Raw genomic sequence first — 20,765 nt, forward strand, 5'->3', positions numbered from 1 at the left:
CAGGACGGAGCGGACCCGGTCCACGAAGTGCTGGACGGCGTGCACATCGGCCTGGGTCAGCACGGAGGGCACCGGCAGCAGCGCGATCCACGCCTTGCGGGTCACCTGCACCCAGCGCGGTTCGCCGCCCTCCCGGGGCACGGTGAGATTGCGGACGGAGACCGGCGGCATGTGGTGCCACCACTGCCGGGGGGCGAGCACGTGCTGCAGCCGGTGGGCGACCTCGGCCATGTCGCGCTTGCCGTGCGCGGCGCGCAGCGCGGCGTGCACATCGGTCAGGCCGATCTCCCGGGGCGGGCGCGGCACGGACTGCGGCGCCGGGTCGCCGTCCCCCGCGCCCGTCTCGCGCCCCACGGCCTGGTCCCAGGCGCCCTCGCAGATCTGGAGGATCTGCCGGGGCACCCCGTCGGACTGGAGGACGATCTCCCGGAGCGCGGGTTCGGCGAACGGCGCGCTGTCCGCGCCGGCCGGCGGCGGGTCCGCGCGGTGGACGTGCTCGGCGATCAGCCGGTCGGTCTCGGCGGCGCCCCAGCTGTCCAGCCACAGCGGCAGCACCCGCTCGTGCAGCGACAGCGGCAGCCGGCCCCACAGCTCGGGCCGGGCGCAGAACAGCAGCAGGCCGCCCTGGTTCACATAGCGTTCCACCAGCATCTCGAACGCGTTGATGAACACGGCCCGGTCCTGCTCGGGCCACTCCGTGGTCTTGTCCAGCTCGTCCAGGACCAGCGCGTAGGGCCGGCCGCTCTTGCCGTAGACGAGGCTGAAGACGGCGAGCGCGTCGAAGACCTGCTGGATGCTGCTGATCGGCTCGCGGATGCCGCGTTCCTGGAGGTAGGCGACGGGTTCGCCGCCGGACAGCCAGTTCCACACGTCGTTCTCGAAGGGCCTGTTGAACAGCTGGGCGAGGGCGACGGCGAAGGTGCGGTGCGCGGTGACGCCCCGTAAGTGGCGGCGCAGCCGGTGCTGGATGCGCTCCTCGTCCAGGTTGAAGGCCTGGACGATCTTCTGCGGGTCGAGGCGGCGCGCCCGCAGCCCGTCCAGGAAGGCGGGGCGGTCGGCGCCGAACCGGTCGGTGTCGTCCTCGCTCAGGATCTCGGCGGTGACGTCGGCGTAGAAGTCGGTGATGGCCTGTTTGAAGTCCACGAAGGCGTCGAAGTCGTCGCGGGGGCTGGTCAGGCGCTCCTGGTAGACGGTCCGCATGTCGATGGAGGGCTGGCTGATCACCCACAGGGGCAGCGGCGGCACGTGCTTCCTCAGCAGCCGGGTGGCCTCGCGCGCCAGATGGCTCTTGCCGAGGCCGAACTCGCCGACCAGCGCGATGGCGCGCCCACGGGTCTCCGGCTCCCCCTGGTGCCGCAGGTAGGCCTCGATGTGCTCGGTGAGCCAGGCGCTGGTGCGCCCCGGGATGTGGACGCCGGCGCCGGCCGGTCCGGTCCCGATGGGGATGCTGTCGTCGAAGGCCTCCAGCTGCGCGACGGTGCTCTCGCGGAAGGGGTTCTTGCCGGGCAGGCCCTCGTGGGGGCGGATCGGTGGCGAGGTCATCGCGTCTCCTGTCCATGGCGGGTGGCGCCCGGCTCGCGCAGGAAGGCCTCCGGTTTCGGCCGGTGCGCCTCGAACCAGTCGGCGACATGGCTCTTGCGCAACTGGCCCTCGTCGTTCAGCACCGCCTCCTGGGAGACCCGGCGCAGGCAGTCCTGGAGCCTGGAGATGCTGAGGAGCGCCCAGGTCTCGGGCTGGTAGTCGAGCACGTCGTCATGGATGACGATCTTCGGGGCGGGTATGTCGCGGACCTCCATCCAGTGCCGCAGGTACTTGCCCCAGTCCTGCGGTCTCAGGGCGGAGGTCTGCAGATGGGTGATGCCCTTGCGCTCCTTCTCGGTGAAGAAGGTGTCGATGTCGCGTCCGGCGTCCGTACGCTTCGTCTCCACGAAGAACACCACCCCGCGTGTGGACCGGTCGTAGCAGAAGCGCAGGAACCGCCGGGCGATGTCGGCGTCCTGCCAGTCGATGTGCGGCACGATCACCACGAGGGCGCGGCCGCACGCCTCCAGCGTGGTCGTGAGCCGGCGCCAGGCGAGGTACGGGTCCGGCTGCTCGGGCCGGTCCTCGCGGTGCCAGGCGGCGGCGAACTCCTCGTCCGCGCACAGCTTCTCCACGATGAGGCGGGCGATGCGGTGGACCGTCATGTCGTACTGCGGCACGAAGGGCTTGGCGCCCGGCGGCGAGCCGAGGCCCCGGCCCTCGTTGGCGTTGCCGTCGATCCGCACGACGTGCGCCGTCCGCGCGGGCCGGCGCCGGCTCCACGGGCGCTCCTGCCGGACGGGCCCGGCGGCGTCCGCCGGCGGCTCCGGGTCGTCGCCGGCCGGCTGTGCGAAGCCGTCGAGCAGCTGGACGAGTTCGTGGACGCAGCGGTGCAGCAGGCTGCTCTTGCCGGTGCCGGGCAGGCCGCTGACCACGACCAGGTGGCCGTGGCCGTCCTCACCCGGTCGTATGCCGCGGGCCATGGCCCCCACCTCGGTGCGGAAGGTGAGCAGGGCGTTGGGCAGGTGGTCGATGTCGACCCAGAGGTCCTCGTGCCCGGTGATGTGCCAGGGCGCCAGCGGCTCGTAGGTGGGCCAGGGGGCGTGGCCGTCTTCGGGCGGCGTGCCGAAGAGGCTGCAGTTGGCGTTGGGCATGCGCGTTCCCCCGTGTGCGTGCTTCGGGCCGTGCCGGGGCGTGGGCCGCCCGATGGTGTCCTCGGTGCGCCGTGCGGTGCGCGCGCCGGCCGGCCGGGGCTCCGGGCCGGGGCGGCGCGTGGCCCGCGTGCGTCTCCTGCTCGCGCGGGCGTACGCCGCCCGCGGTGCTGGGTGGCTGTGTCACGAGTCTCCCCTGCCGGTCGAACCTCCGTGCGGAATACGAGCGTCGGTGCGTCAGCTGTCGGCGGCGCCCGCCGGATCCGGTCCGCGGTCCGCCCGGGGATCCCCCTCCCCATGGCGATCCCCGCTCCCGTGACCGGGTACTCATCCCGCCCGGATCCGGCTGCGGTCCTTGGCACGCCGCCGGGGCCGCAGGGCGCGGTGCGGGGGCTGCGGGACGGCGGGGTCCGCGGGGCGGTCGGGGGTGCGCCGGGCGGTCGTCCAGGAGCGGACGGCCGTCCACCGCCGGGTGTCGGCGCGGGCCCAGCGGAAGCCGTAGTGCAGGAGGTTGACCGTGAGGACGGCCGGTCCGACGACGCCGACCGTCCCCGGGAACGACGGTTCCAGGGAGAGCGCCAGCAGGATGGCGGTGATGCCGTTCTGCTGGCCGAGACCGAGGTGGGCGCGGTCGGCGCGGCTGAGCCGGGGCCGCACCAGCAGGCGTCCGATGAGCAGGGTGACCAGGAACTGCGCGGCGAACGCGGCGGCGCCGAGCACCAGGCCCTGGTAGAGGGAGACGCCACCGGAGAGCAGGAAGCCCAGGGCGGCCGAGGCCAGCAGGAAGGCGAGGGCGACCGCGCCCTCCAGGACGCCGGCGAACCGGCCCAGGCGTACGGCGAGGCCGGCCAGCGCCACCGCCAGGACGAGGGTGGTGTGCGCGGCCACCGCCAGGAGCACCACGACGACGACCAGCGCCGCGACGTCCAGGAACAGCGGGCGGCCGGTCGCGGGCCGGGGCTCGCCCGCGGCGACGGGCGGCGGGGCCGTCCGGTCCGCGTCCTCGCCCGCGCGCCCGGTGCGAGGCCAGAACAGGTATGCCAGCCGGATCAGCCACCACACGGCCAGCGTGAGCGCGAACAGCGCGATGTTGGACAGCAGGCTGCCGAGGACGTCCGCGGAGTCGGACACCACCGAGCCGGTGGCCGGACCGGAGTCGCCCAGGCGCAGGGCGAGCGCGGAGAAGTACACGGTGAGCAGGACCGTCATCGGGTCGTCGAAGGACGCCCAGATGGACAGGATGGCCTTGGCGCGCGGGGTGACCCGCGGATCGTCCTGCATGGCGGCGACGGACAGCGGGTCGATCTGCGCCACGGCGATCCCGAGGACCAGGTACTCGGGCCTGCGGAAGGCGAGGACCATGACCGCCGCGATGAGCGCGGCCTTGAGGATCACGCCGAAGGTCACGGCGACCAGCACGACCCGTAAGGACTTTTTGACCTCGGCCAGTTCGATGTCGTGCGTGCTGCCGTACAGGCCGATGCCCAGCAGCAGCGTGGCGGCGAAGCCGTAGCCGGGGGTGCCGAGGAAGGAGCGGGACGGCCGGAGCGCCCCCGCGACGAGTCCGGCGCCGACGGCGGCGCAGACGGCGAGGACGAGGTACGGCACGGCGAGCCGGCGTGTGTGTCCGCGCAGCAGGTTCACTCCCAAGGCCCGCGCTCCGTTCGGCCTCGTGCCAGGTCCGGTCGCGCGGCCGGGGGACGGTCGCCGTGGGGACCGTCGGCGCGGCGGCGCGAGGGGCCCATCATGCCGTACCCATGGGCCCCGCCCGCCACATACGAGTCAACGCGCACCACAGACTCACCCCCCGGAGTGGCCTTGCCCGACAAGGCACACCTGGGTCCAGGGTATCGGGGCGGTCACGGCCCGCACAGGGCGCTCGGACTTCCCGGGGCCCTTTCCGGACGACGGCGGGCGACGGCCCGCGCGCCCCCGGCCGCCGGGAGCCGACCCGGCGGCCGGGGACGAGGGCCGAACACCCTTGCGGTCAGGCCGGTTTCCCGTCCCGCAGCCAGCTGAGGACGTCGGGGGTCACCGGGTCGGTGATGTCGGCGAACTCGCCGTGTTTGGTGAGGTACTTGGCGACGTACGGGCACACCGGGACGATCCGCTTGCCCTGGGCGCGCACGTCGGCGAGGGCCTGTCCGACCAGCTGTGCGGCCAGGCCGCGGCCGGCGTAGGCGTCGTCGATCTCGGTGTGGTAGAAGACGCGCTGCCCGCCGCGGTCGCGGAAGGCGGTCAGGCCGGCGCGCTCGCCCTCGACGAGGATCTCGTAGCGGTGCCGGTCGTCCCTGCGCTCGACGGTGGGTTCGGTGGCGGGCTCGGTCATCGGATTTCCTTTCGGGGGTGGCGGGTTCAGCGCTGCGGGTTGCGGCGCGGCCGGATGACGGCGTGGGGCAGGTCGGGGGCGGGCAGCCGCTCGGCGGGACAGCCCTCGACGACGCCGAACCGGTCGGAGGCCTCCTCCCACTCCTGCCGGGCGCGGACGATGTCGTCGTGACTGCGCCCGAGGAAGTTCCACCACTTGACTTCATCCCCTGCCTGAAGGCGCGGGATTCCAGCGGTCGCCCGCTGGGATTCCTGCTTCGCCGACGGCCGCCCCGTCCGGGAGGACTCCCGTTGAGGTCTCACACCGTCTCCACAGGCAGACGCCGCCAGCCCGGCGGCCAGGATGTTGCGTGCCGCGTTCACGTCGCGGTCATGCACGGCGCCGCAGTCGCACGTCCACTCGCGGACGTGCAGCGGCATGTTCATCGCGACCGTGCCGCAGGTCCCGCACAGCTTCGAGCTGGGGAAGAAGCGGTCGATCACGACGAGTTCGCGGCCGTACCAGGCGCACTTGTACTCCAGCATGGAGCGCAGCTGCCTCCAGGCCGCATCCGAGATGGCGCGCGCGAGACGGCCGTTTCTCAGCAGGTTGCGGACGGTGAGGTCCTCGATCACGACCGTTTGGTTCTCACGGACGAGTCGGGTGGACAGCTTGTGCAGGAAGTCGCGGCGCCGGTCGGCGATCCGCGCGTGGATCCTGGCGACGCGGCGCCGGGCCTTCTCCCGGTTCACCGAGCCCTTCGTCTTCCGCGCCAGTTCACGCTGCGCACGGGCCAGCCGAGCGCGGTCGCGCCCCTCGTACTTCGGATTGGTGATCTTCTCGCCCGTGGACAGGGCCACCAGGGAGGTGATCCCGGCGTCGATGCCGACCGCCGCCGTGGTGGCCGGCGCGGGCGTGACGGTGTCCTCACACAGCAGGGACACGAACCAGCGGCCCGCCGCATCACAGGACACGGTCACCGTCGTCGGCTCCGCCCCTTCGGGCAGGGGACGCGACCAACGGATGTCCAGCGGCTCCGTCATCTTCGCCAGCGTCAGCTTCCCGTCACGCCACTTGAACGCGCTGCGGGTGTACTCGGCCGACGCCCGGGACTTCTTCCTCGACTTGAAGCGCGGATACTTCGCCCGCTTGGAGAAGAAGCCGGCGAACGCCGTCTGCAGATGGCGCAGCGCCTGCTGGAGCGGGACAGAGGACACCTCCGTCAGGAAGGCCAGTTCCTCAGTCTTCTTCCACTCGGTCAGAGCGGCGGAGGACTGCACGTAGGAGATGCGGCGCTGCTCGCCGTACCAGGCCCGGGTGCGCTCCTCCAGTGCCTTGTTGTACACGAGGCGGACGCAGCCGAACGTGCGCGACAGCTCTGCTGCCTGCTCGCCCGTGGGATAACAGCGGTACTTGAACGCCCGCTTGACCTGCCGCGCCATACCTCACTTTCTACCGCATTCCGTGTGAGCGGCTGGTGTCGCCCGGTGGCCGCAGACGCCGCATCGCCCTCACGGCGACTCGCCCTTCCCGGCCCCGCTACGCGGGAGCTTCGTTTCCTCCCCGGCCTGAAGGCCGGGGTATCCACGAAGGAGGCTCGATGAGCAGGCACCCGGTGCGGCCCGGCCGCCGCTCCCCGGTTCGGCGCCGGCTCAGCCGTCCCGGCCCTCGGGCAGCCCCTCGCTGGTGACGAAGTAGAAGACGGGCAGGACGACGAAGACGCCGATCGCCAGCAGCGGCGCGACGAGCACCCCGAGCAGCCCGGCGACGGCGTAGGCGAGCGCCCCCGCCCAGGAGCGCAGCCGTCCGTGCCGTACGTACGTCCGCTCCGCGTCCGGGTGCAGCAGCTCGGGCCGGCGGGCGAGCTGCCGGTAGAAGACCACCCAGCTCAGGCACATCGCCGCGGCGAGGCCGGCGTACAGGGCGACGGCGACCCGGGCGTCGGCGTCCATGAGGTCGGCCTGCAACGCGTCCGCGACCACCGCGGTGGGGAAGGAGAGCGCGGCGGTGGTGAGCAGGATGAACAGGTTGGCGGCGTGCAGGCCGCGGTCCATGATCCGGATGCGGACGAAGGCCTGGTGGTGGTTGAGCCAGATCACCGCGACATAGCCGAAGGAGGCCAGATAGCCGAGGTAGGCGGGCCACTGGGCGAGCAGGGCGTGGCCGAGCCCGCCCGGCCGGTGCGGCGGGTCGGTGAGGTTGAGGACCAGCAGCGTGACGGCGATGGCGAACACGCCGTCGCTGAAGGCCTCGGCGCGGGTGGTCTCGGACCGGGAGAACGTGCGGGGCCGGGTGCGGGACAAGCTGGCTCCTGGGAGTTCGCGGCTCGGGCCACGAGTATCCGCGCCCGTCCCTCCCGGCACAGCCGTCGGCGGGGCGGTGTGCGCCGCGGGGCGGCGAAAAGGGCGCGGACGGAGCACACGCCCGCCGGGCGCCGCCCGGCCGCCGCCAGGTCTCAGCCGGGCAGGTCCCGGCCGGGCAGGTCTCAGCCGGGCAGCCGGGCAGGTCTCAGCCGGGCAGCGCGGGGTCGAACCAGGCCGGCTCGTCGGTCATGGCCTGCTTGATCCGGGTCAGGGCGAACTCGTTCAGGGCGGGCAGCGCGTCCACCGCGAACCAGCCCACCTCCAGCGACTCGTCGTCGTTGACCCGCGCCTGCCCGCCCACGGCGCGGCAGCGGAAGGTGACGTCCATGAACTGGCAGATGTCGCCGTTGCCGTAGGTGATCGGCTTCAGCGCCTGGACGAGGACCACCCGCTCGGCGACGCAGCGCACCGCCGTCTCCTCGTACACCTCCCGCACGGCGCAGGCGGCCGGCTGCTCGCCGGGGTCGGGGATGCCGCCGACGACCGACCACTTGCCGGTGTCGGAGCGGCGGCCGAGCAGCACTCTGCCCTCGTCGTCGAAGACGACGGCGGTGACCCCGGGCAGCCACAGCAGCTGGCTGCCGGCGGAGGCCCGGAGGGTGCGGATGAAGTCGGGAGTGGCCATGCGCCCGACCCTAACGGTCCCCCGGCCCGGCCCCGGCCGGCCAGGCGGCGTCCACCGGCGTGCACGCCGTGCGGACGGCCCGCGTACGCGCCCCCTGGGCACGGCCCCCGGGCGCGACCGCCGCGCGGCGGCGGTCGCGTACGCCCTGGCACGCCCGCGTACGCCCGGCGCGTGGGGTCAGGCCCGCTCGGCGCGGCGGGCGCGCAGCCCGGCCGCGATCGCCCAGCCGACCCCGCCCGCGGCGAGCAGCACCACCACCGCCTCGGGCAGGACGCCCAGCTCGGTGGCGGGCGTCTCGGAGGACCGCAGCGGCACCTTCTGGACCAGGTAGGCGGGCACGAACATGCCCGTCTTCTGCGTGACGCGCCCGTCCGGCATGATGACCGCGCTGATGCCGCTGGTCACCGGGACGGTCACGGCCCGGCTGTGCTCGACCGCGCGGATCCGGCTCATGGCGAGCTGCTGGTAGGTCATCTCGCTGCGGTCGAAGGTGGCGTTGTTGCTCGGCACGGAGATCATCTGCGCGCCGTGGGTGACGGTGTCGCGCACGGCCCAGTCGAAGGCGGCCTCGTAGCAGGTGGCCAGGCCGACCTTGGCGCCGCCGACGGTGAACACGCCCGGCTCGCGGCCCCGGCTGAAGTCCTGGCGGACCATCGCGGTCCAGTCCTCGTTGATCGCCCCGATCAGCCAGCGCAGCGGCAGGTACTCGCCGAAGGGCTGGATCTGCCGCTTGTCGTACGTCTGGAGGGGGCCCTTGTCCGGGTCCCACAGGATCTGCTCGTTGAACAGCCGGCCGTCCCGCTCCACGACGCTGCCGATCGAGATCGGCGCCCCGATCGCCTTGGCCGCCTGGTCGACGACGAGGCGGGCGTCCGGGTATTCGAGGGGGTCGATGTCGGAGGAGTTCTCCGGCCACAGCACGAAGTCGGGCCGGGCCGTCTTGCCCGCCCTCACGTCGGCGGCCAGCCGTGCCGTCTCACGCGCGTGGTAGTCGAGGACCGCCCGGCGCTGGGCGTTGAATTCCAGGCCCGCGCGCGGCACGTTGCCCTGGACGAGGGCGACGGTGGCGGTGCCGTTCTCGGCCTTGTCGCTGACCAGGGAGCGGGCCGCGACCGCGCCCACCACGGGCACGGCCACGCTGAGCAGCGCCGCGGCGGCGGCCGACCGCCGCAGGGTGCGGGTGCGCCGCCCGTGGACCGCCAGCCGGACCGCCTCGCCGAGGCCGAAGCCGCACAGGACGACCGCGAAGCCGAGCACGGGTGTGCCGCCCACCGCGGCGAGCGGCAGGAACATCCCGTCCGCCTGTCCGAAGGCGACCTTGCCCCAGGGGAAGCCGTGGAAGGGCACGCGCGCGCGTACCGCCTCGCCGGCGATCCAGACGGCCGCCGCCCACACCGGCGCTGCGGGGAGCTGGGAGACCGCCGCGATGCCCACGCCCACCAGGGCGACGAAGACCGCCTCGATGAGGACCAGCGCCAGCCAGGGCCCGGGGCCGACCTCCACGCCCGTCCACACCAGCAGCGGCAGCAGGAAGCCGAGGCCGAAGAGGTAGCCGAGACCGAGCGCGGCCTTCCGGCTGCGGCCGCGCAGCACCCAGCCGAGGGCGGCGAAGGCGGGCAGGGCCAGCCAGGACAGGGTGCGGGGCGGGAAGCTGACGTACAGGAGGAGGCCGGCCAGCGTCGCGGCCGCGGCCGGTGCGAGCCGGACGAGCCTGGCGCTCCGGAGCGCCGGAGCGGGCTGCGGACGCAGCCCGTCCGACTCGTCGACGGAAGTTGCGGTGACGGTCACCCCAGGGAGTGTACGGCGGTGACCTGGGGCCCGGCCGTACGGTCGCCGGGCGCCCCGCCTCACGGCGGTGGTCAGGCGGGGTCGGGGGACGGCGGGCGGAGCCGGGCCCTGATCACGCGGACCGCCGACTCGGCGTTGTCGATGGTGATCGTGAACGTGTGGCCGTCCCACAGCCGCAGCACGATGCCCTCGCCGCGCCGTACGACGACGGCGGTGCCCTTCTCGGGTCGCCAGCGGTAGCCCCAGCCGCCCCAGTGCCGCGGGGTGACGTGGGGCGCGAACTCGGCGCCGGCGACATGGGCCAGCGGGATCCGGCGGCGCGGCAGTCCGATGTGGCCGCAGCGCACCTCCAGGCACTCGCGGTCGACCTTCACCGCGACGTGCACGAAGGCGAGGGTGCCGAACAGGACCAGCAGTCCGGCCGCGATGCAGCCCACGACGGACATCGCCAGCGGCGCCACGCCGGAGCTCCAGGCGGAGTCGACGGCCAGCTCGATGCCGAGCGCGAGACAGGCGGCGCCGACGAGCGCCAGCAGCCACTGGAACCGGTTGGTGGCACGGCCCGTCCAGACCTCCGGGTGCGGGCCGCCGTCACTGTGGGAGTGGTCCCTCATGTCAATGAGGTTACTAAGGTTTCGCCGCGCGGGTAGCGCGTCGCACACGGGGAGTGTCAGCGGGCGGGGGTGGCGGCCTGGAGGAGGCGGCCCTCGGCGTAGGCGAGCGCCGGGGCGGGCAGCGCGCCCTCCCGCCCGTTGAGCAGGACCGTCACGGCGCCCTCGGCGGCGGTTGCCGGCTCGGGCCGGGCGCCGATCCGGCGCAGGGCCTGCGCCGCGACCGCGCCCGCCGAGCCGTGCAGGACGAGCGGCGGGCGGCCGGGCCGCTGGACGGCGCCGCGGATGCGCTCGGCGACCAGTTCGTAGTGGGTGCAGCCGAGGACGACGGTGGTCACGTCCTCGGGGGTCAGCGCGGCGGCGGCGGTGACCGCCTCGTCGATCGCCGCCTGGTCGGCGTGCTCGACGGCCTCGGCCAGTCCCCAGCAGGGCACCTCGGTGACCGGCACGCCGTCGGCGAAGTCGCGGATCAGGTTCCGCTGGTAGGGGCTGCCGGTGGTGGCGGGGGTCGCCCAGATGGCGACGGGTCCGCCGCCGGCCGCGGCCGGCTTGATCGCGGGCACGGTGCCGACGACCGGGAGGTCCGGTTCGAGGAGGTCGCGCAGGGCGGTCAGCGCGTGCACGGTCGCGGTGTTGCAGCCGACGATCAGGGCGTCGGGGCGGTGCGCGGCGGCGGCCTCGGCGACGGCGACGGCGCGCGCGGTGAGGTCCTCGGGGGTGCGCGGTCCCCAGGGCATGCCGGCCGGGTCGAGGGAGAGCACGAGATCTGCGTCGGGTCGCAGGCGCCGTACCGCGGCGGTGGCCGCCAGCAGCCCGATCCCGGAGTCCATGAGCGCGATCTTCACGCCGTAACGATAGACGATGGCCTCGAACGGGCCGCCCGGGTGGGGCAGACTGCGGGGGTGACCGTGATCGTGTGGACCGCCGTGGGATCACTCGCCGCCTGGCTGTGGCTGCTGCTCGGCCAGGGCTTCTTCTGGCGTACGGACGTCAGGCTGCCGCCCGGCGAGGACCCGCCGCGGGGCGGCTGGCCGGCGGTGTGCGTGGTGGTGCCCGCGCGCGACGAGGCGGCCGTGCTCGGCGAGAGCCTGCCGTCGCTGCTCGCCCAGGACTATCCGGGGCGGGCGGAGGTGTTCCTGATCGACGACGGCAGCACGGACGGCACCGGGGAGCTGGCCCGGGACCTCGCGCGGCGCGGCGGCGGGCTGCCGCTGACGGTGGCCTCGCCGGGCGAGCCGCCCGTCGGCTGGACCGGCAAGCTGTGGGCGGTGCGGCACGGCGTCGCGCTGGCACGCGCGCGGGAGCCCGAGTACCTGCTCCTGACCGACGCCGACATCGCGCACGCCCCCGACAGTCTGCGCCGGCTGGTCGCGGCGGCGCGGACCGGCGGCTTCGACGTGGTGTCGCAGATGGCCCGGCTGCGGGTCGAGTCGCTGTGGGAGCGGCTCGTCGTGCCGGCCTTCGTCTACTTCTTCGCGCAGCTCTACCCGTTCCGGTGGATCGGCCGCAGGGGCGGACGCACGGCGGCGGCCGCGGGCGGCTGTGTGCTGCTGCGCGCGGAGACCGCCGAGCGGGCCCGGATCCCGGACGCGATCCGGCACGCGGTGATCGACGACGTGGCGCTCGCCCGGGCCGTCAAGGGCGGCGGCGGGCACATCTGGCTGGGGCTCGCCGACCGGGTGGACAGCGTGCGCCCGTACCCGCGGCTGCACGACCTGTGGCGGATGGTCTCGCGCAGCGCGTACGCGCAGTTGCGGCACAATCCGCTGCTGCTGGCCGGCACGGTCGCCGGGCTGGCGCTGGTGTATCTGGCGCCGCCGGTGGCGCTGGTGGCGGGGCTCGCGGCGGGCGGGGCGGCGGCGGCGCTCGCCGGGGGCGCGGCCTGGCTGGTGATGACGGCGACGTACGTGCCGATGCTGCGCTACTACCGGCAGCCGCTGTGGCTCGCCCCGCTGCTGCCGTTCACCGCGTTCCTGTACCTGCTGATGACGGTGGACTCGGCGGTGCAGCACTACCGGGGCCGGGGCGCGGCCTGGAAGGGCCGCACCTACGCGCGCCCGGAGGCGCTGCCCGAGGAGGGCTGACGCCCGGGCGCGGGCCCTCGTTCGCGGGTCCGCGCCCGGGTGATCACTTGCGGCCCGGGGTCCAGTTCATGCCCCAGCCGTAGGCGTGGTCGACGGTGCGCTGCGGGCTGACGCCGCGCTGGGGCACCAGGTAGCGGGCCTCGCGCTGGACGACGAGGTCGCTCCCGGTGTGGGTGATGAGGGCGAGCGCGCACACCGTCGAGGGCACGGTGCACTCGTCGAGGGAGAAGTCGACGGGTGCGCCGTGCTGCGGCTGGAGGGTGACGGTGGCGTGCAGGTCGGCGAAGGAGCGGGCGCCCTCGTAGATGGTGACGAAGACGAGGATGCGCCGGAAGTCGTCGCGGTGGTCGAGGTTGACGGTGAGGTTCTCGCCGGTGGCCACGGCTCCGGTGCGGTCGTCGCCGTCGAGGTGGATGTACGGCGGCCGGTGCAGGGCGCCGAAGGCGTTGCCGAGGGCCTGGACGACGCCCTTGCGGCCGTCCGACAGTTCGTACAGGGCGCACAGGTCGAGGTCGAGGTCGGAGTGCGTGGCGAAGGCCCGCCCGCGCTTGCCGGCCCAGCCGGAGAACTGTTTGCGCACCTGCCAGTTGAGATTCACGCGCATGGTGCCGGAGGTGCCGCCCTGTTTGGCGAGGGACACCGACGGGGCGGCCTTGGTGAGCGTCACCTTGGTGAGGCGGACCGGGGCCGCGGCCGGGGGCGGCGGCATGGCGGGCGGCGGTGGTGCCACCGGGGGCGCGACCGGCGGCGGCAGGGGTACGGGCGCTCCGGTCGGCGGGGGCGCGAGGGGTCCCGGGGCGGCCGGGGGCGGTGTCTGCGCGGCGGGCGCCGGCCAGGCGGTGGGCTGCGGCGGGGCGGTGGGCGGCGGCGTGTGCTGCGGTTCGTCGACGGTGATGCCGTAGTCGGTGGCCAGGCCCTCCAGGCCGCTGCTGTAGCCCTGGCCGACGGCCCGGAACTTCCAGGCGCCCTGGCGGCGGTAGAACTCGCCCAGGACGAAGGCGGTCTCCACGCTCGCGCCGGCGCTGTCGAAGCGGGCGGCCACCGTGTCCCGGGCGGCGTCGCGCACCTCGATGTACAGGTCCGGCACCTGCCCGAAGGCGCCGCCGTCCGCCGAGGCGGCGAGCACCACCCGGTCCACGTCCGCCTCCACGCGCGCGAGGTCGACGACGAGGGTGTCGGTGGCCCGGCCGCCGCTCTCCCGCTTGCCCTCGTGCCGGACCGAACCGGAGGCGTGCGCGGGCTGGTTGTAGAAGACGAAGTCGGCGTCGGAGCGCACCTTGCCGCCCGCCGCCAGCAGCAGCGCGGAGGCGTCCACGTCGGGGACGCCCGGGCCGGAGCGCCGGCCCACCTCGACCCTGAGGGCCGTGGCCGGCACCTGCGTGTTGGACCCCTTCGGCATTGCCATGTTCGCCCCCATCAGCTGTGGCCGGAACGCGTCCCGGCGGTACGGCCCCGCGCGAGCCGTCTGCTCGTCGCGCGCCCAGTCTGCTCCCCGGGCGGTCCGGGGCGGCACGGGGAGCAGTGGAACACGCCCGTCCGACCCCCGGTAACCCTTGAGAAACCGCCTATTTACACGACTCAGGGGCGTCATGCTGCCCCTTTTCGTCGAATTCGCTCGCATTGGGGATCCCGCGTCACCGCGGGCACGGAAAACAACCCTCTTATCGGTCTCCCCAACCAGCACATCGTGGGCTTAACTTATGTGCCATGACCTCCCCCCGCTCCACTTATGGTGGCGGCTACTATTCCGCCTCCTTCCCGGACACCCCGATCTACGACTCGCTCGTCGCCGAGCGTGGCACCCCGCAGATCGCCCCGATCCGGGTCCCCGCGCCGTACGACACGGGAAGCCACCTCCCCGCGCTCCCCTCGGCACTGCCCGCCCTCCCGGCGGCCCCGTCCCAGCCCTACTACGGCTACCAGCAGGCGCCGCAGCCCGCCCCGCTGCAGCAGGCGCCCGCGGCCTACATCCCGCAGCAGGCCTCGGCCCCGCGCGGCTACCCCGGCCCGCAGCAGCCGATGCCGCAGCGCCCGATGGCGAACGGCACCGGGTACGAGGCCATGCGTCCCGCGGCTCCCCGACCCGCCGCGGCGCCGTACCAGGACCCGTACAACCAGCAGCAGTACCGCGGCTACTGATCCGCTCCCCCGGCTGTCCGTGCCGCGCGGCAGGACGAGGTCATGGGGGGCGGAGCCGCCGCACATCCGCCCGGTCGCGGCGTCCCGAGCCGTGGGACGCCGATGGGCCGTCAGGGAACTGAGAGGTCCGGCAGGGGACCGGCGCCGGGTGCTGATCGACCACGGGGGAAAGGTCGTCACCCGGCGCCGACAGCCGCGCCTCGCGAAGGCCGCCGCCGAGCAACCGCTCGGGGGCGGCCTTCGTGCGTCAGCGCACACGTCACCGGGCGGTCACCGCGCAGGTCGCCGCCCGTCCCGAGGACGGGACCCCGAGGACGGGGGGCGTGACGCGGGAACTCCGGACCGCCGCCCGGTCGTTGGGGTGGCGTGAGAGGTTTGTGAGGGTCCCCGGCCGGAGGTGATGTGGCTCTCTCTTCGGCCCGACCCACGGCCGTCCGGCCGCGCCGCGGGTTATGACGGAGCGGGAAGGGGGTGGTGGAGGGTGCGAGTCATCGGCGGACTGTGGCGCTGGCGGCACAACCCGCTGCGCCGCACGACCGATCTGGTCGAGTGCTGGGTGGCGTTGGTGTCCCTGCTGCTCGTCCTGGTCGCCGCCCCGGTGGCCGGCTCCCTCGTGGGCTCGGCCGCCCAGGACGCCCTGCAGCAGTCGGTGCGCGACCAGCGGCAGAGCCGGCACCTGGTGCAGGCCACCGTCGTGGCCAGGGCGACCGACGAGGTGCCGCGGCCGGACCCGGAGATCTCCGCGGGGCGGGCGGTGCGCAGCCGGGTCGTCGCCGACTGGACCGCCCCGGACGGCACCCGCCGGCACGGCCGGGTGGCGACCGACCTGAAGAAGCCGCGCCCCGGCGACCGCTTCGCGCTGTGGACCGACGCGCACGGCCGAACGGTGCCCCGGCCGCTGGACTCCGGCACGGCCACCGCCCACGCCGTGCTGGCCGGACTCGGCACGGCCATGGTGGCCGCCGCACTGGTGGAGTGCGTGCGCAGGCTGATCCTCTGGCGGCTGGTCCGCCGCCGGTACGCGCGCTGGGACCAGGCCTGGGACCGCGCGGGACCGGACTGGGGGCGCGCCGGCGCCGACAGCTGACCGCCTTCCGGCTCCGGTCAACCGACCGTCCGCGCTCACGCTACGGTGGACCGGCCGGCGCATCGGGCACGACAGGCGCACGAGCGAACCGCGGCGGCGCGCCGCGCCGGCGAACGATCCATCAGCACGAGGTGGGGGCACAGCAACGCCATGGCACAGGGCACGGTCCAGGTGACGCACACCGGCACATCGCGGTGGCGGCGCCGCACGGGTGAGTACGCATCGCTCGCCGCCGCCCTGGAGGCCGCGGCGGACGGCGACGTCCTCACCGTCGCCCCCGGCACCTACCGCGAGAACCTCGTCGTCCAGCGGGCGGTGACCCTGCGCGGCCCCGAGGGCTCCCCCGGCTCGGTGCGGATCGCGCCCGCCGACGGGGTGCCGCTGACCGTGCGCGCCTCAGCGGTGGTGCAGGACCTGCACGTGGAGGGCCAGGACGCCGCCGCGCCCGCCCTGCTGGTGGAGGAGGGCACGCCGGAGCTGAGGGACGTGCGGATCGTGACCCGGTCCGCGTCCGGCATCGAGGTGCGCTCCGGCGCCCGGCCCACCGTGCGGCGCTGCACGGTGGACAACCCGGCCGGCATCGGCATCGCCGTGCTCGACGGCGGCGGCGGGCTGTTCGAGGAGTGCGAGATCGTCGCGGCCGGTCAGTCGGGCGTGGCCGTCCGCGGCGGCGCCCGGCCCCGCCTGGAACGCTGCCGGGTGCACCACGCCTCGGGCGCGGGCATCACCGTGACCGGCGACAACTCCGCGCTGGAGGCGGTGGGGTGCGAGGTCTACGAGGTGCGGGGCAGCGGTCTGCAGATCACCGGGCGCGGCACCGCGCACCTGACCGACTGCGATGTGCACCGCACCGCCGCGGACGGCGTCACCCTCGACACGGACGCGGTCCTCACCCTCGCCGACTGCCGTCTGCACGACATCCCGGAGAACGCGGTGGATCTCAGGTCGCGTTCGGTGCTGACGCTGACCCGTACCACCGTGCAGCGGTTCGGGCGCAACGGCCTGTCGGTGTGGGACCCGGGCACCCGCGTGGACGCCAACCAGTGCGAGATCTCCGACAGCACGGGCGACTACCCGGCGGTGTGGGTCAGCGACGGGGCGACCGCGGTCCTCGACTCCTGCCGGGTGCACGACGTGCCGGACGCGCTGTTCGTCCTGGACCGCGGATCGCGCGCGGACGTCGTCGACAGCGATCTGTCCCAGGTGCGCAACACGGCGGTGTCGGTGAGCGACGGCGCGACCGCGCAGCTCGACGACTGCCGGATCAAGGACGCCGCCACCGGCGCCTGGTTCCGCGACCACGGCAGCGGCGGCACGCTCAACAACTGCACCGTGGACGGCGCGCAGACCGGCGTGATCGTCACCAAGGGCGCCGACCCGGCCATCGAGCGCTGCACGATCGTCTCCCCCGCCGAGGCCGGGTTCTACGTCTCCGCCGGGGGCCGCGGCAGTTTCCTCGGCTGCCGGGTCACGGGCAGCGGCGGCTACGGCTTCCATGTGATCGACGGCTGCCGTACGACGCTGCGCAAGTGCCGTACCGAGCGGTGTGCGCGCGGCGGCTTCGAGTTCGCCGACGGCGGCGCGGAGGCGGCCGGTTCGGGCCCCGTGGTCGAGGACTGCACCAGCGACGAGAGCGGCGGCGTACGCCCGCCGTCGGCGACCGCCGAGACCGTCGGGCAGACGGCGAGTGCGTCGCCCGGGCTGCTGGGCACGCTGCCCGGCCGGCGCGCCACCGAGCCGGAGCCGGTGCGCTCCGCGCCGGCGCCCGAGCCGGAGCGGCCCGAGCGCAGCGCGAAGGACGTGCTGGGCGAACTGGACGCGCTGGTGGGCCTGGAGAGCGTTAAGCGGGAGGTGCGTGCCCTCACCGACATGATCGAGGTGGGCCGGCGCCGGCAGCAGGCGGGGCTGAAGGCCGCCTCGGTCAAGCGGCATCTGGTCTTCACCGGTTCCCCGGGCACCGGCAAGACGACCGTCGCCCGGCTGTACGGCGAGATCCTGGCCTCCCTCGGGGTGCTGGAGAAGGGCCATCTCGTGGAGGTGTCCCGGGTCGATCTGGTCGGCGAGCACATCGGCTCCACCGCGATCCGCACCCAGGAGGCGTTCGAACGGGCCCGCGGCGGCGTGCTGTTCATCGACGAGGCGTACGCCCTCTCGCCCGAGGACGCCGGGCGCGACTTCGGCAAGGAGGCCATCGACACGCTGGTGAAGCTGATGGAGGACCACCGCGACGCGGTCGTGGTGATCGTGGCCGGCTACACCGCCGAGATGGAGCGCTTCCTGTCGGTCAACCCGGGTGTGGCGTCCCGTTTCTCGCGCACCATCACCTTCAGCGACTACGGCCCGGAAGAGCTGCTGCGGATCGTCGAGCAGCAGGCCGAGGAGCACGAGTACCGGCTCGCGCCGGGGGCCGAGGAGGCGCTGCTGAAGTACTTCGCGGCGCTGCCGAAGGGCGCGGCGTTCGGCAACGGCCGTACCGCGCGCCAGACGTTCGAGGCGATGGTGGAGCGGCACGCGGGCCGGGTGGCGCAGTTCGCCGATCCCAGCACCGACGATCTGACGCTGCTCTACCCGGAGGACCTGCCCGCGCTGCCCTGAGCGCCCGAGCCGTCGGCGTCGGCCTCCTCGCCGGTGGCGGGGCGGGGCGCGGGCAGGTCGGGGCGCAGCCGGGCCAGGAGCCGTGCGCGTTCCTCGGCGAAGGCGGGGTCGGCCCGGTAGTTGGAGTGGCCGAGGATCGGGGCGGGCAGCGGGTGCGCGGGGGTGCGGCCGTAGGCGAGGGGGTCCTTCAGCGGGGCGCGGTCCACGTCGTCGCAGGGGTCCGCTCCGGGGGCCGGGCCGGTGTCCGGGGCGTGGCCGCCGGGGACGCGGACCGGGCCGCCGATGGGGTCGGTGAGCCGGTACAGGTTGCGCCAGCAGTCCGCGTCGCGGTGCAGCGCGGTGAGGGCCGCGGGCCCGAAATGGGCCGGGAACCAGCGGCCGTAGAGCCGCTCCAGCGGGCAGCCGTAGGTCAGCAGGGCGACCCGGCGCCGTACCGCGGCCGGCAGCTGCCAGACCGCGGCGGCGGCCAGCACGCTGCCCTGGGAGTGGCCGGACAGGACGAGCCGGCCGCCGGTCGCGCCGGTCCAGGTCGCCATCCGCCAGGTCAGGTCGGGCACCGCGCGTTCGGCGTAGCAGGGCGGGGCGAAGGGGTGGGCGGCGCGCGGCCAGAAGGTGCCGACGTCCCACAGGATGCCGATGGTGCGCCGGGCCGAGGCGTCCTTGTAGGCGCGCCGGCCCCAGGTGACGAACAGTATGAAGCCGAGGCCGACCAGCCAGGAGCCCAGCGCCTGCGCGGTGTCGGCCGCGCCCGCCACGAAGCGGGGCGTCCCGGCGGCGGCCTGCGCGGGGGTGGTGTGGAAGCCGAGGCCGCCGACGAGGGCGACGGCGCTCAGCAGCAGGGTGACGGCGCAGGTGACGCCGACGACGCGGGGCGCTTCGTCGGTGAGGCCGGCCAGCGCGCGGACGCGGGCGATGCGGTGGGTGCGCGCGGGGTCCGGCGGATCGTCCGGGTAGTCGCGCGCCACGGCCGCTTCGCCGGCGCGGGCCAGCCGGCGGGCGCGCAGGGCGAGCCGGGCGGCGAGCACGAGCAGGACGACGAGCAGCGGCGGGATGACGGAGGCCTGCCAGGTCAGCAGGACGGGCGGGCCGGGTATGGACGTGCCGTCGCCGTCCAGCCAGTCGGCGACCCGTTGCGCGACCCCGCCGGTCATCACGCCGCCGAGGGCGCAGGCCAGCAGGGCGACCGCCGGTCCGCCGAGGCCGCGCAGGGCGGCGCGGGGGTCGGGGAGCGTGCGGTACAGGGCGAGCGAGGCGAGGCTCAGGACGATCACCAGGAGGCCCTGGACCAGGGTGAGGGAGCCGAAGGCGGCGTCCGCGGCGAGGCGGCCCGTGGCGTGCCAGGCGGGGCGCGCCCAGCCGGCGTAGAGGGCGGCGCACAGCAGCAGGAGCAGGGCCCCGAGCGGCAGGCCGCGCACGAGGTGGCGGTCGAGCCGCCGGTCGAGGCGGTGCTCGCTGCGGCCCCGGCGGCAGACCGTGCTAACGGCGAGAGCCGCGGTGGCGGCCAGTGCGGCCTGGAGCAGCCAGCCGAGCAGGTCGAGGAGCGCGGGGCCGCCGGGGCGGCGGTCGAAGTGCGCGGCGGGGACGGCGAGCGCCGCGGCCACGGTCAGCAGGCCGACGGCGGTGTGCGCGGCGCGCAGCCGGGCCACCAGGCGGCGTCCGTACCAGAAGCCGGGCCGGCTCAGCGCGCCGTCGGCGCTCTCCCCTTCCGCCTCGGGCGCGGAGCCGTGGTGCGGGGGCTGCTGGGACTCGTAGGCGCTCCAGGTACGGTGGGAGAGGTACCACAGGAGGCCGGTGAGGGCGGTGGGGATCGCGGCGGCGAGGGCGAGGCGGCGGCCGGGCGTGCTCCACCAGCCGGCGCCGGGGGCCAGGAAGCCGAGCCAGGAGTGGCGCGCGGCGCACGCGCGCGTGCCCGCGCACTGCCAGGCGGCGAGGTCGAGCGCGACCTCGCAGGCGGCGGCGGCGAACAGCACCGTGAGGGTCAGGCCGGTGAGCCTGACCAGCAGTCCGTACAGGCGGACGGTGCGGGGGCGGCCGCGGGTGGTGGGGCGCATCCAGTGGGCGAGGTTGACGACCATGAACGGCAGCAGCAACAGCCACAGGGCGCGGCTGCCGTCGCCGGAGGTGAGGTTGCACCAGACGTAGGCCTCGGGCACCGGGCCGTCGCGGTGGCCCTCGGGCCGTGACTCGGCGTCGGCGTCGGCGGCGCGCCGGTAGAGGGCGGCGGTGTCGTCCCCGGAGACCCGGACCGTGTGCGGGTCGTCCAGCATCTCCTGGGGTGTGGTGCCGCCGACTCCGTGGACCAGGAGTTCCAGGGCGGGTCGCGGCCCGGGCGGCGGTGTCCGCGGGCGGGTGGCCGCGCGGTCCACCGGGTGGTCCCCGGCCGGACGGTCCGCCCGGAGGCTCCGCTCTGTGCGTTTCACCGCCCGCACCCCCCGTGGCCGTGCCGTCGCGCGTCTCCTCGCGGGAACAGGATGCTCGGTGGTGACGTGCGCC

General features: G+C 74.7%; 16 protein-coding genes and 1 pseudogene. 5 read left to right on the top strand and 12 right to left on the bottom strand.

Translation table 11 applies throughout. The features are described 5' to 3' along the window. The 10 genes and pseudogenes from K7787_RS23005 to K7787_RS23050 all read right to left on the bottom strand — a co-directional run. Positions 1–1,542 (bottom strand): hypothetical protein (locus K7787_RS23005; protein ID WP_223002762.1); only part of this gene is annotated, 1,542 nt, incomplete at its 3' end. Further along, positions 1,539–2,675 (bottom strand): ATP-binding protein, encoded by a 1,137-nt coding sequence (locus K7787_RS23010; RefSeq protein WP_223002763.1) that lies wholly within the window; start codon positions 2,673–2,675, stop codon positions 1,539–1,541. The genes K7787_RS23010 and K7787_RS23005, both read right to left, overlap by 4 nt. A 324-nt stretch (positions 2,676–2,999) precedes the next feature. Continuing rightward, positions 3,000–4,322 (bottom strand): cation:proton antiporter, encoded by a 1,323-nt coding sequence (locus tag K7787_RS23015; protein ID WP_223002764.1) that lies wholly within the window; start codon positions 4,320–4,322, stop codon positions 3,000–3,002. A gap of 337 nt (positions 4,323–4,659) precedes the next feature. Next, entirely contained in the window at positions 4,660–5,001 is a 342-nt protein-coding gene (locus K7787_RS23020) for a GNAT family N-acetyltransferase (protein ID WP_223002765.1), read from the bottom strand. Between the two features lie 215 nt (positions 5,002–5,216). Beyond that, positions 5,217–6,422: pseudogene (locus K7787_RS23025) on the bottom strand (RNA-guided endonuclease InsQ/TnpB family protein); the annotation flags it as partial. Between the two features lie 210 nt (positions 6,423–6,632). Then, on the bottom strand, positions 6,633–7,283 hold the full coding sequence (locus K7787_RS23030; protein WP_009187286.1) for a TMEM175 family protein: 651 nt from the start codon (positions 7,281–7,283) through the stop codon (positions 6,633–6,635). 205 nt (positions 7,284–7,488) lie between these two features. Continuing rightward, positions 7,489–7,968: an NUDIX hydrolase gene (locus K7787_RS23035; RefSeq protein WP_019985693.1), complete on the bottom strand. Its 480-nt coding sequence runs from the start codon at positions 7,966–7,968 to the stop codon at positions 7,489–7,491. Between the two features lie 177 nt (positions 7,969–8,145). Beyond that, a complete protein-coding gene (gene lnt, locus K7787_RS23040; RefSeq protein WP_223002766.1) occupies positions 8,146–9,756 on the bottom strand; it encodes an apolipoprotein N-acyltransferase in 1,611 nt (536 codons plus the stop codon). A 71-nt stretch (positions 9,757–9,827) separates the two neighbouring features. Further along, complete coding sequence (locus K7787_RS23045; RefSeq protein ID WP_009187289.1) at positions 9,828–10,370, bottom strand: hypothetical protein; 543 nt, start codon at positions 10,368–10,370, stop codon at positions 9,828–9,830. A 56-nt stretch (positions 10,371–10,426) separates the two neighbouring features. After that, positions 10,427–11,212: a glutamate racemase gene (locus tag K7787_RS23050; protein WP_019985690.1), complete on the bottom strand. Its 786-nt coding sequence runs from the start codon at positions 11,210–11,212 to the stop codon at positions 10,427–10,429. A gap of 39 nt (positions 11,213–11,251) precedes the next feature. Between K7787_RS23050 and K7787_RS23055 the strand changes: the two genes are divergently transcribed. Next, the gene (locus tag K7787_RS23055) at positions 11,252–12,451 is read left to right on the top strand and encodes a glycosyltransferase (protein WP_223002767.1); all 1,200 of its coding nucleotides are present in this window, start codon (positions 11,252–11,254) and stop codon (positions 12,449–12,451) included. Positions 12,452–12,494: 43 nt separating this feature from the next. Here K7787_RS23055 and K7787_RS23060 read toward each other — a convergent pair whose 3' ends face one another. After that, the gene (locus K7787_RS23060; protein ID WP_223002788.1) at positions 12,495–13,850 is read right to left on the bottom strand and encodes a TerD family protein; all 1,356 of its coding nucleotides are present in this window, start codon (positions 13,848–13,850) and stop codon (positions 12,495–12,497) included. Positions 13,851–14,158: 308 nt separating this feature from the next. Between K7787_RS23060 and K7787_RS23065 the strand changes: the two genes are divergently transcribed. The 4 genes from K7787_RS23065 (at position 14,159) to K7787_RS23080 (ending at position 18,272) form a co-directional block, all read left to right on the top strand. Continuing rightward, positions 14,159–14,590, top strand: coding sequence for a DUF6643 family protein (locus K7787_RS23065; protein ID WP_164390050.1), 432 nt, complete (start codon positions 14,159–14,161; stop codon positions 14,588–14,590). Between the two features lie 19 nt (positions 14,591–14,609). Next, positions 14,610–14,960 (top strand): MOSC N-terminal beta barrel domain-containing protein, encoded by a 351-nt coding sequence (locus K7787_RS32470; RefSeq protein WP_223002768.1) that lies wholly within the window; start codon positions 14,610–14,612, stop codon positions 14,958–14,960. A gap of 111 nt (positions 14,961–15,071) precedes the next feature. Continuing rightward, on the top strand, positions 15,072–15,677 hold the full coding sequence (locus K7787_RS23075; RefSeq protein WP_019985686.1) for an Rv1733c family protein: 606 nt from the start codon (positions 15,072–15,074) through the stop codon (positions 15,675–15,677). Positions 15,678–15,827: 150 nt separating this feature from the next. Continuing rightward, positions 15,828–18,272: a right-handed parallel beta-helix repeat-containing protein gene (locus K7787_RS23080; RefSeq protein ID WP_223002769.1), complete on the top strand. Its 2,445-nt coding sequence runs from the start codon at positions 15,828–15,830 to the stop codon at positions 18,270–18,272. On the opposite strand, the gene K7787_RS23085 is transcribed toward K7787_RS23080, so the two are convergent. Next, a complete protein-coding gene (locus K7787_RS23085) occupies positions 18,242–20,692 on the bottom strand; it encodes a hypothetical protein (RefSeq protein WP_372456679.1) in 2,451 nt (816 codons plus the stop codon). The genes K7787_RS23080 and K7787_RS23085 overlap by 31 nt on opposite strands. Between the last annotated feature and the right edge of the window lie 73 nt (positions 20,693–20,765).

This window comes from Streptomyces sennicomposti (genome assembly GCF_019890635.1).
Lineage (GTDB): Bacteria > Actinomycetota > Actinomycetes > Streptomycetales > Streptomycetaceae > Streptomyces > Streptomyces sennicomposti.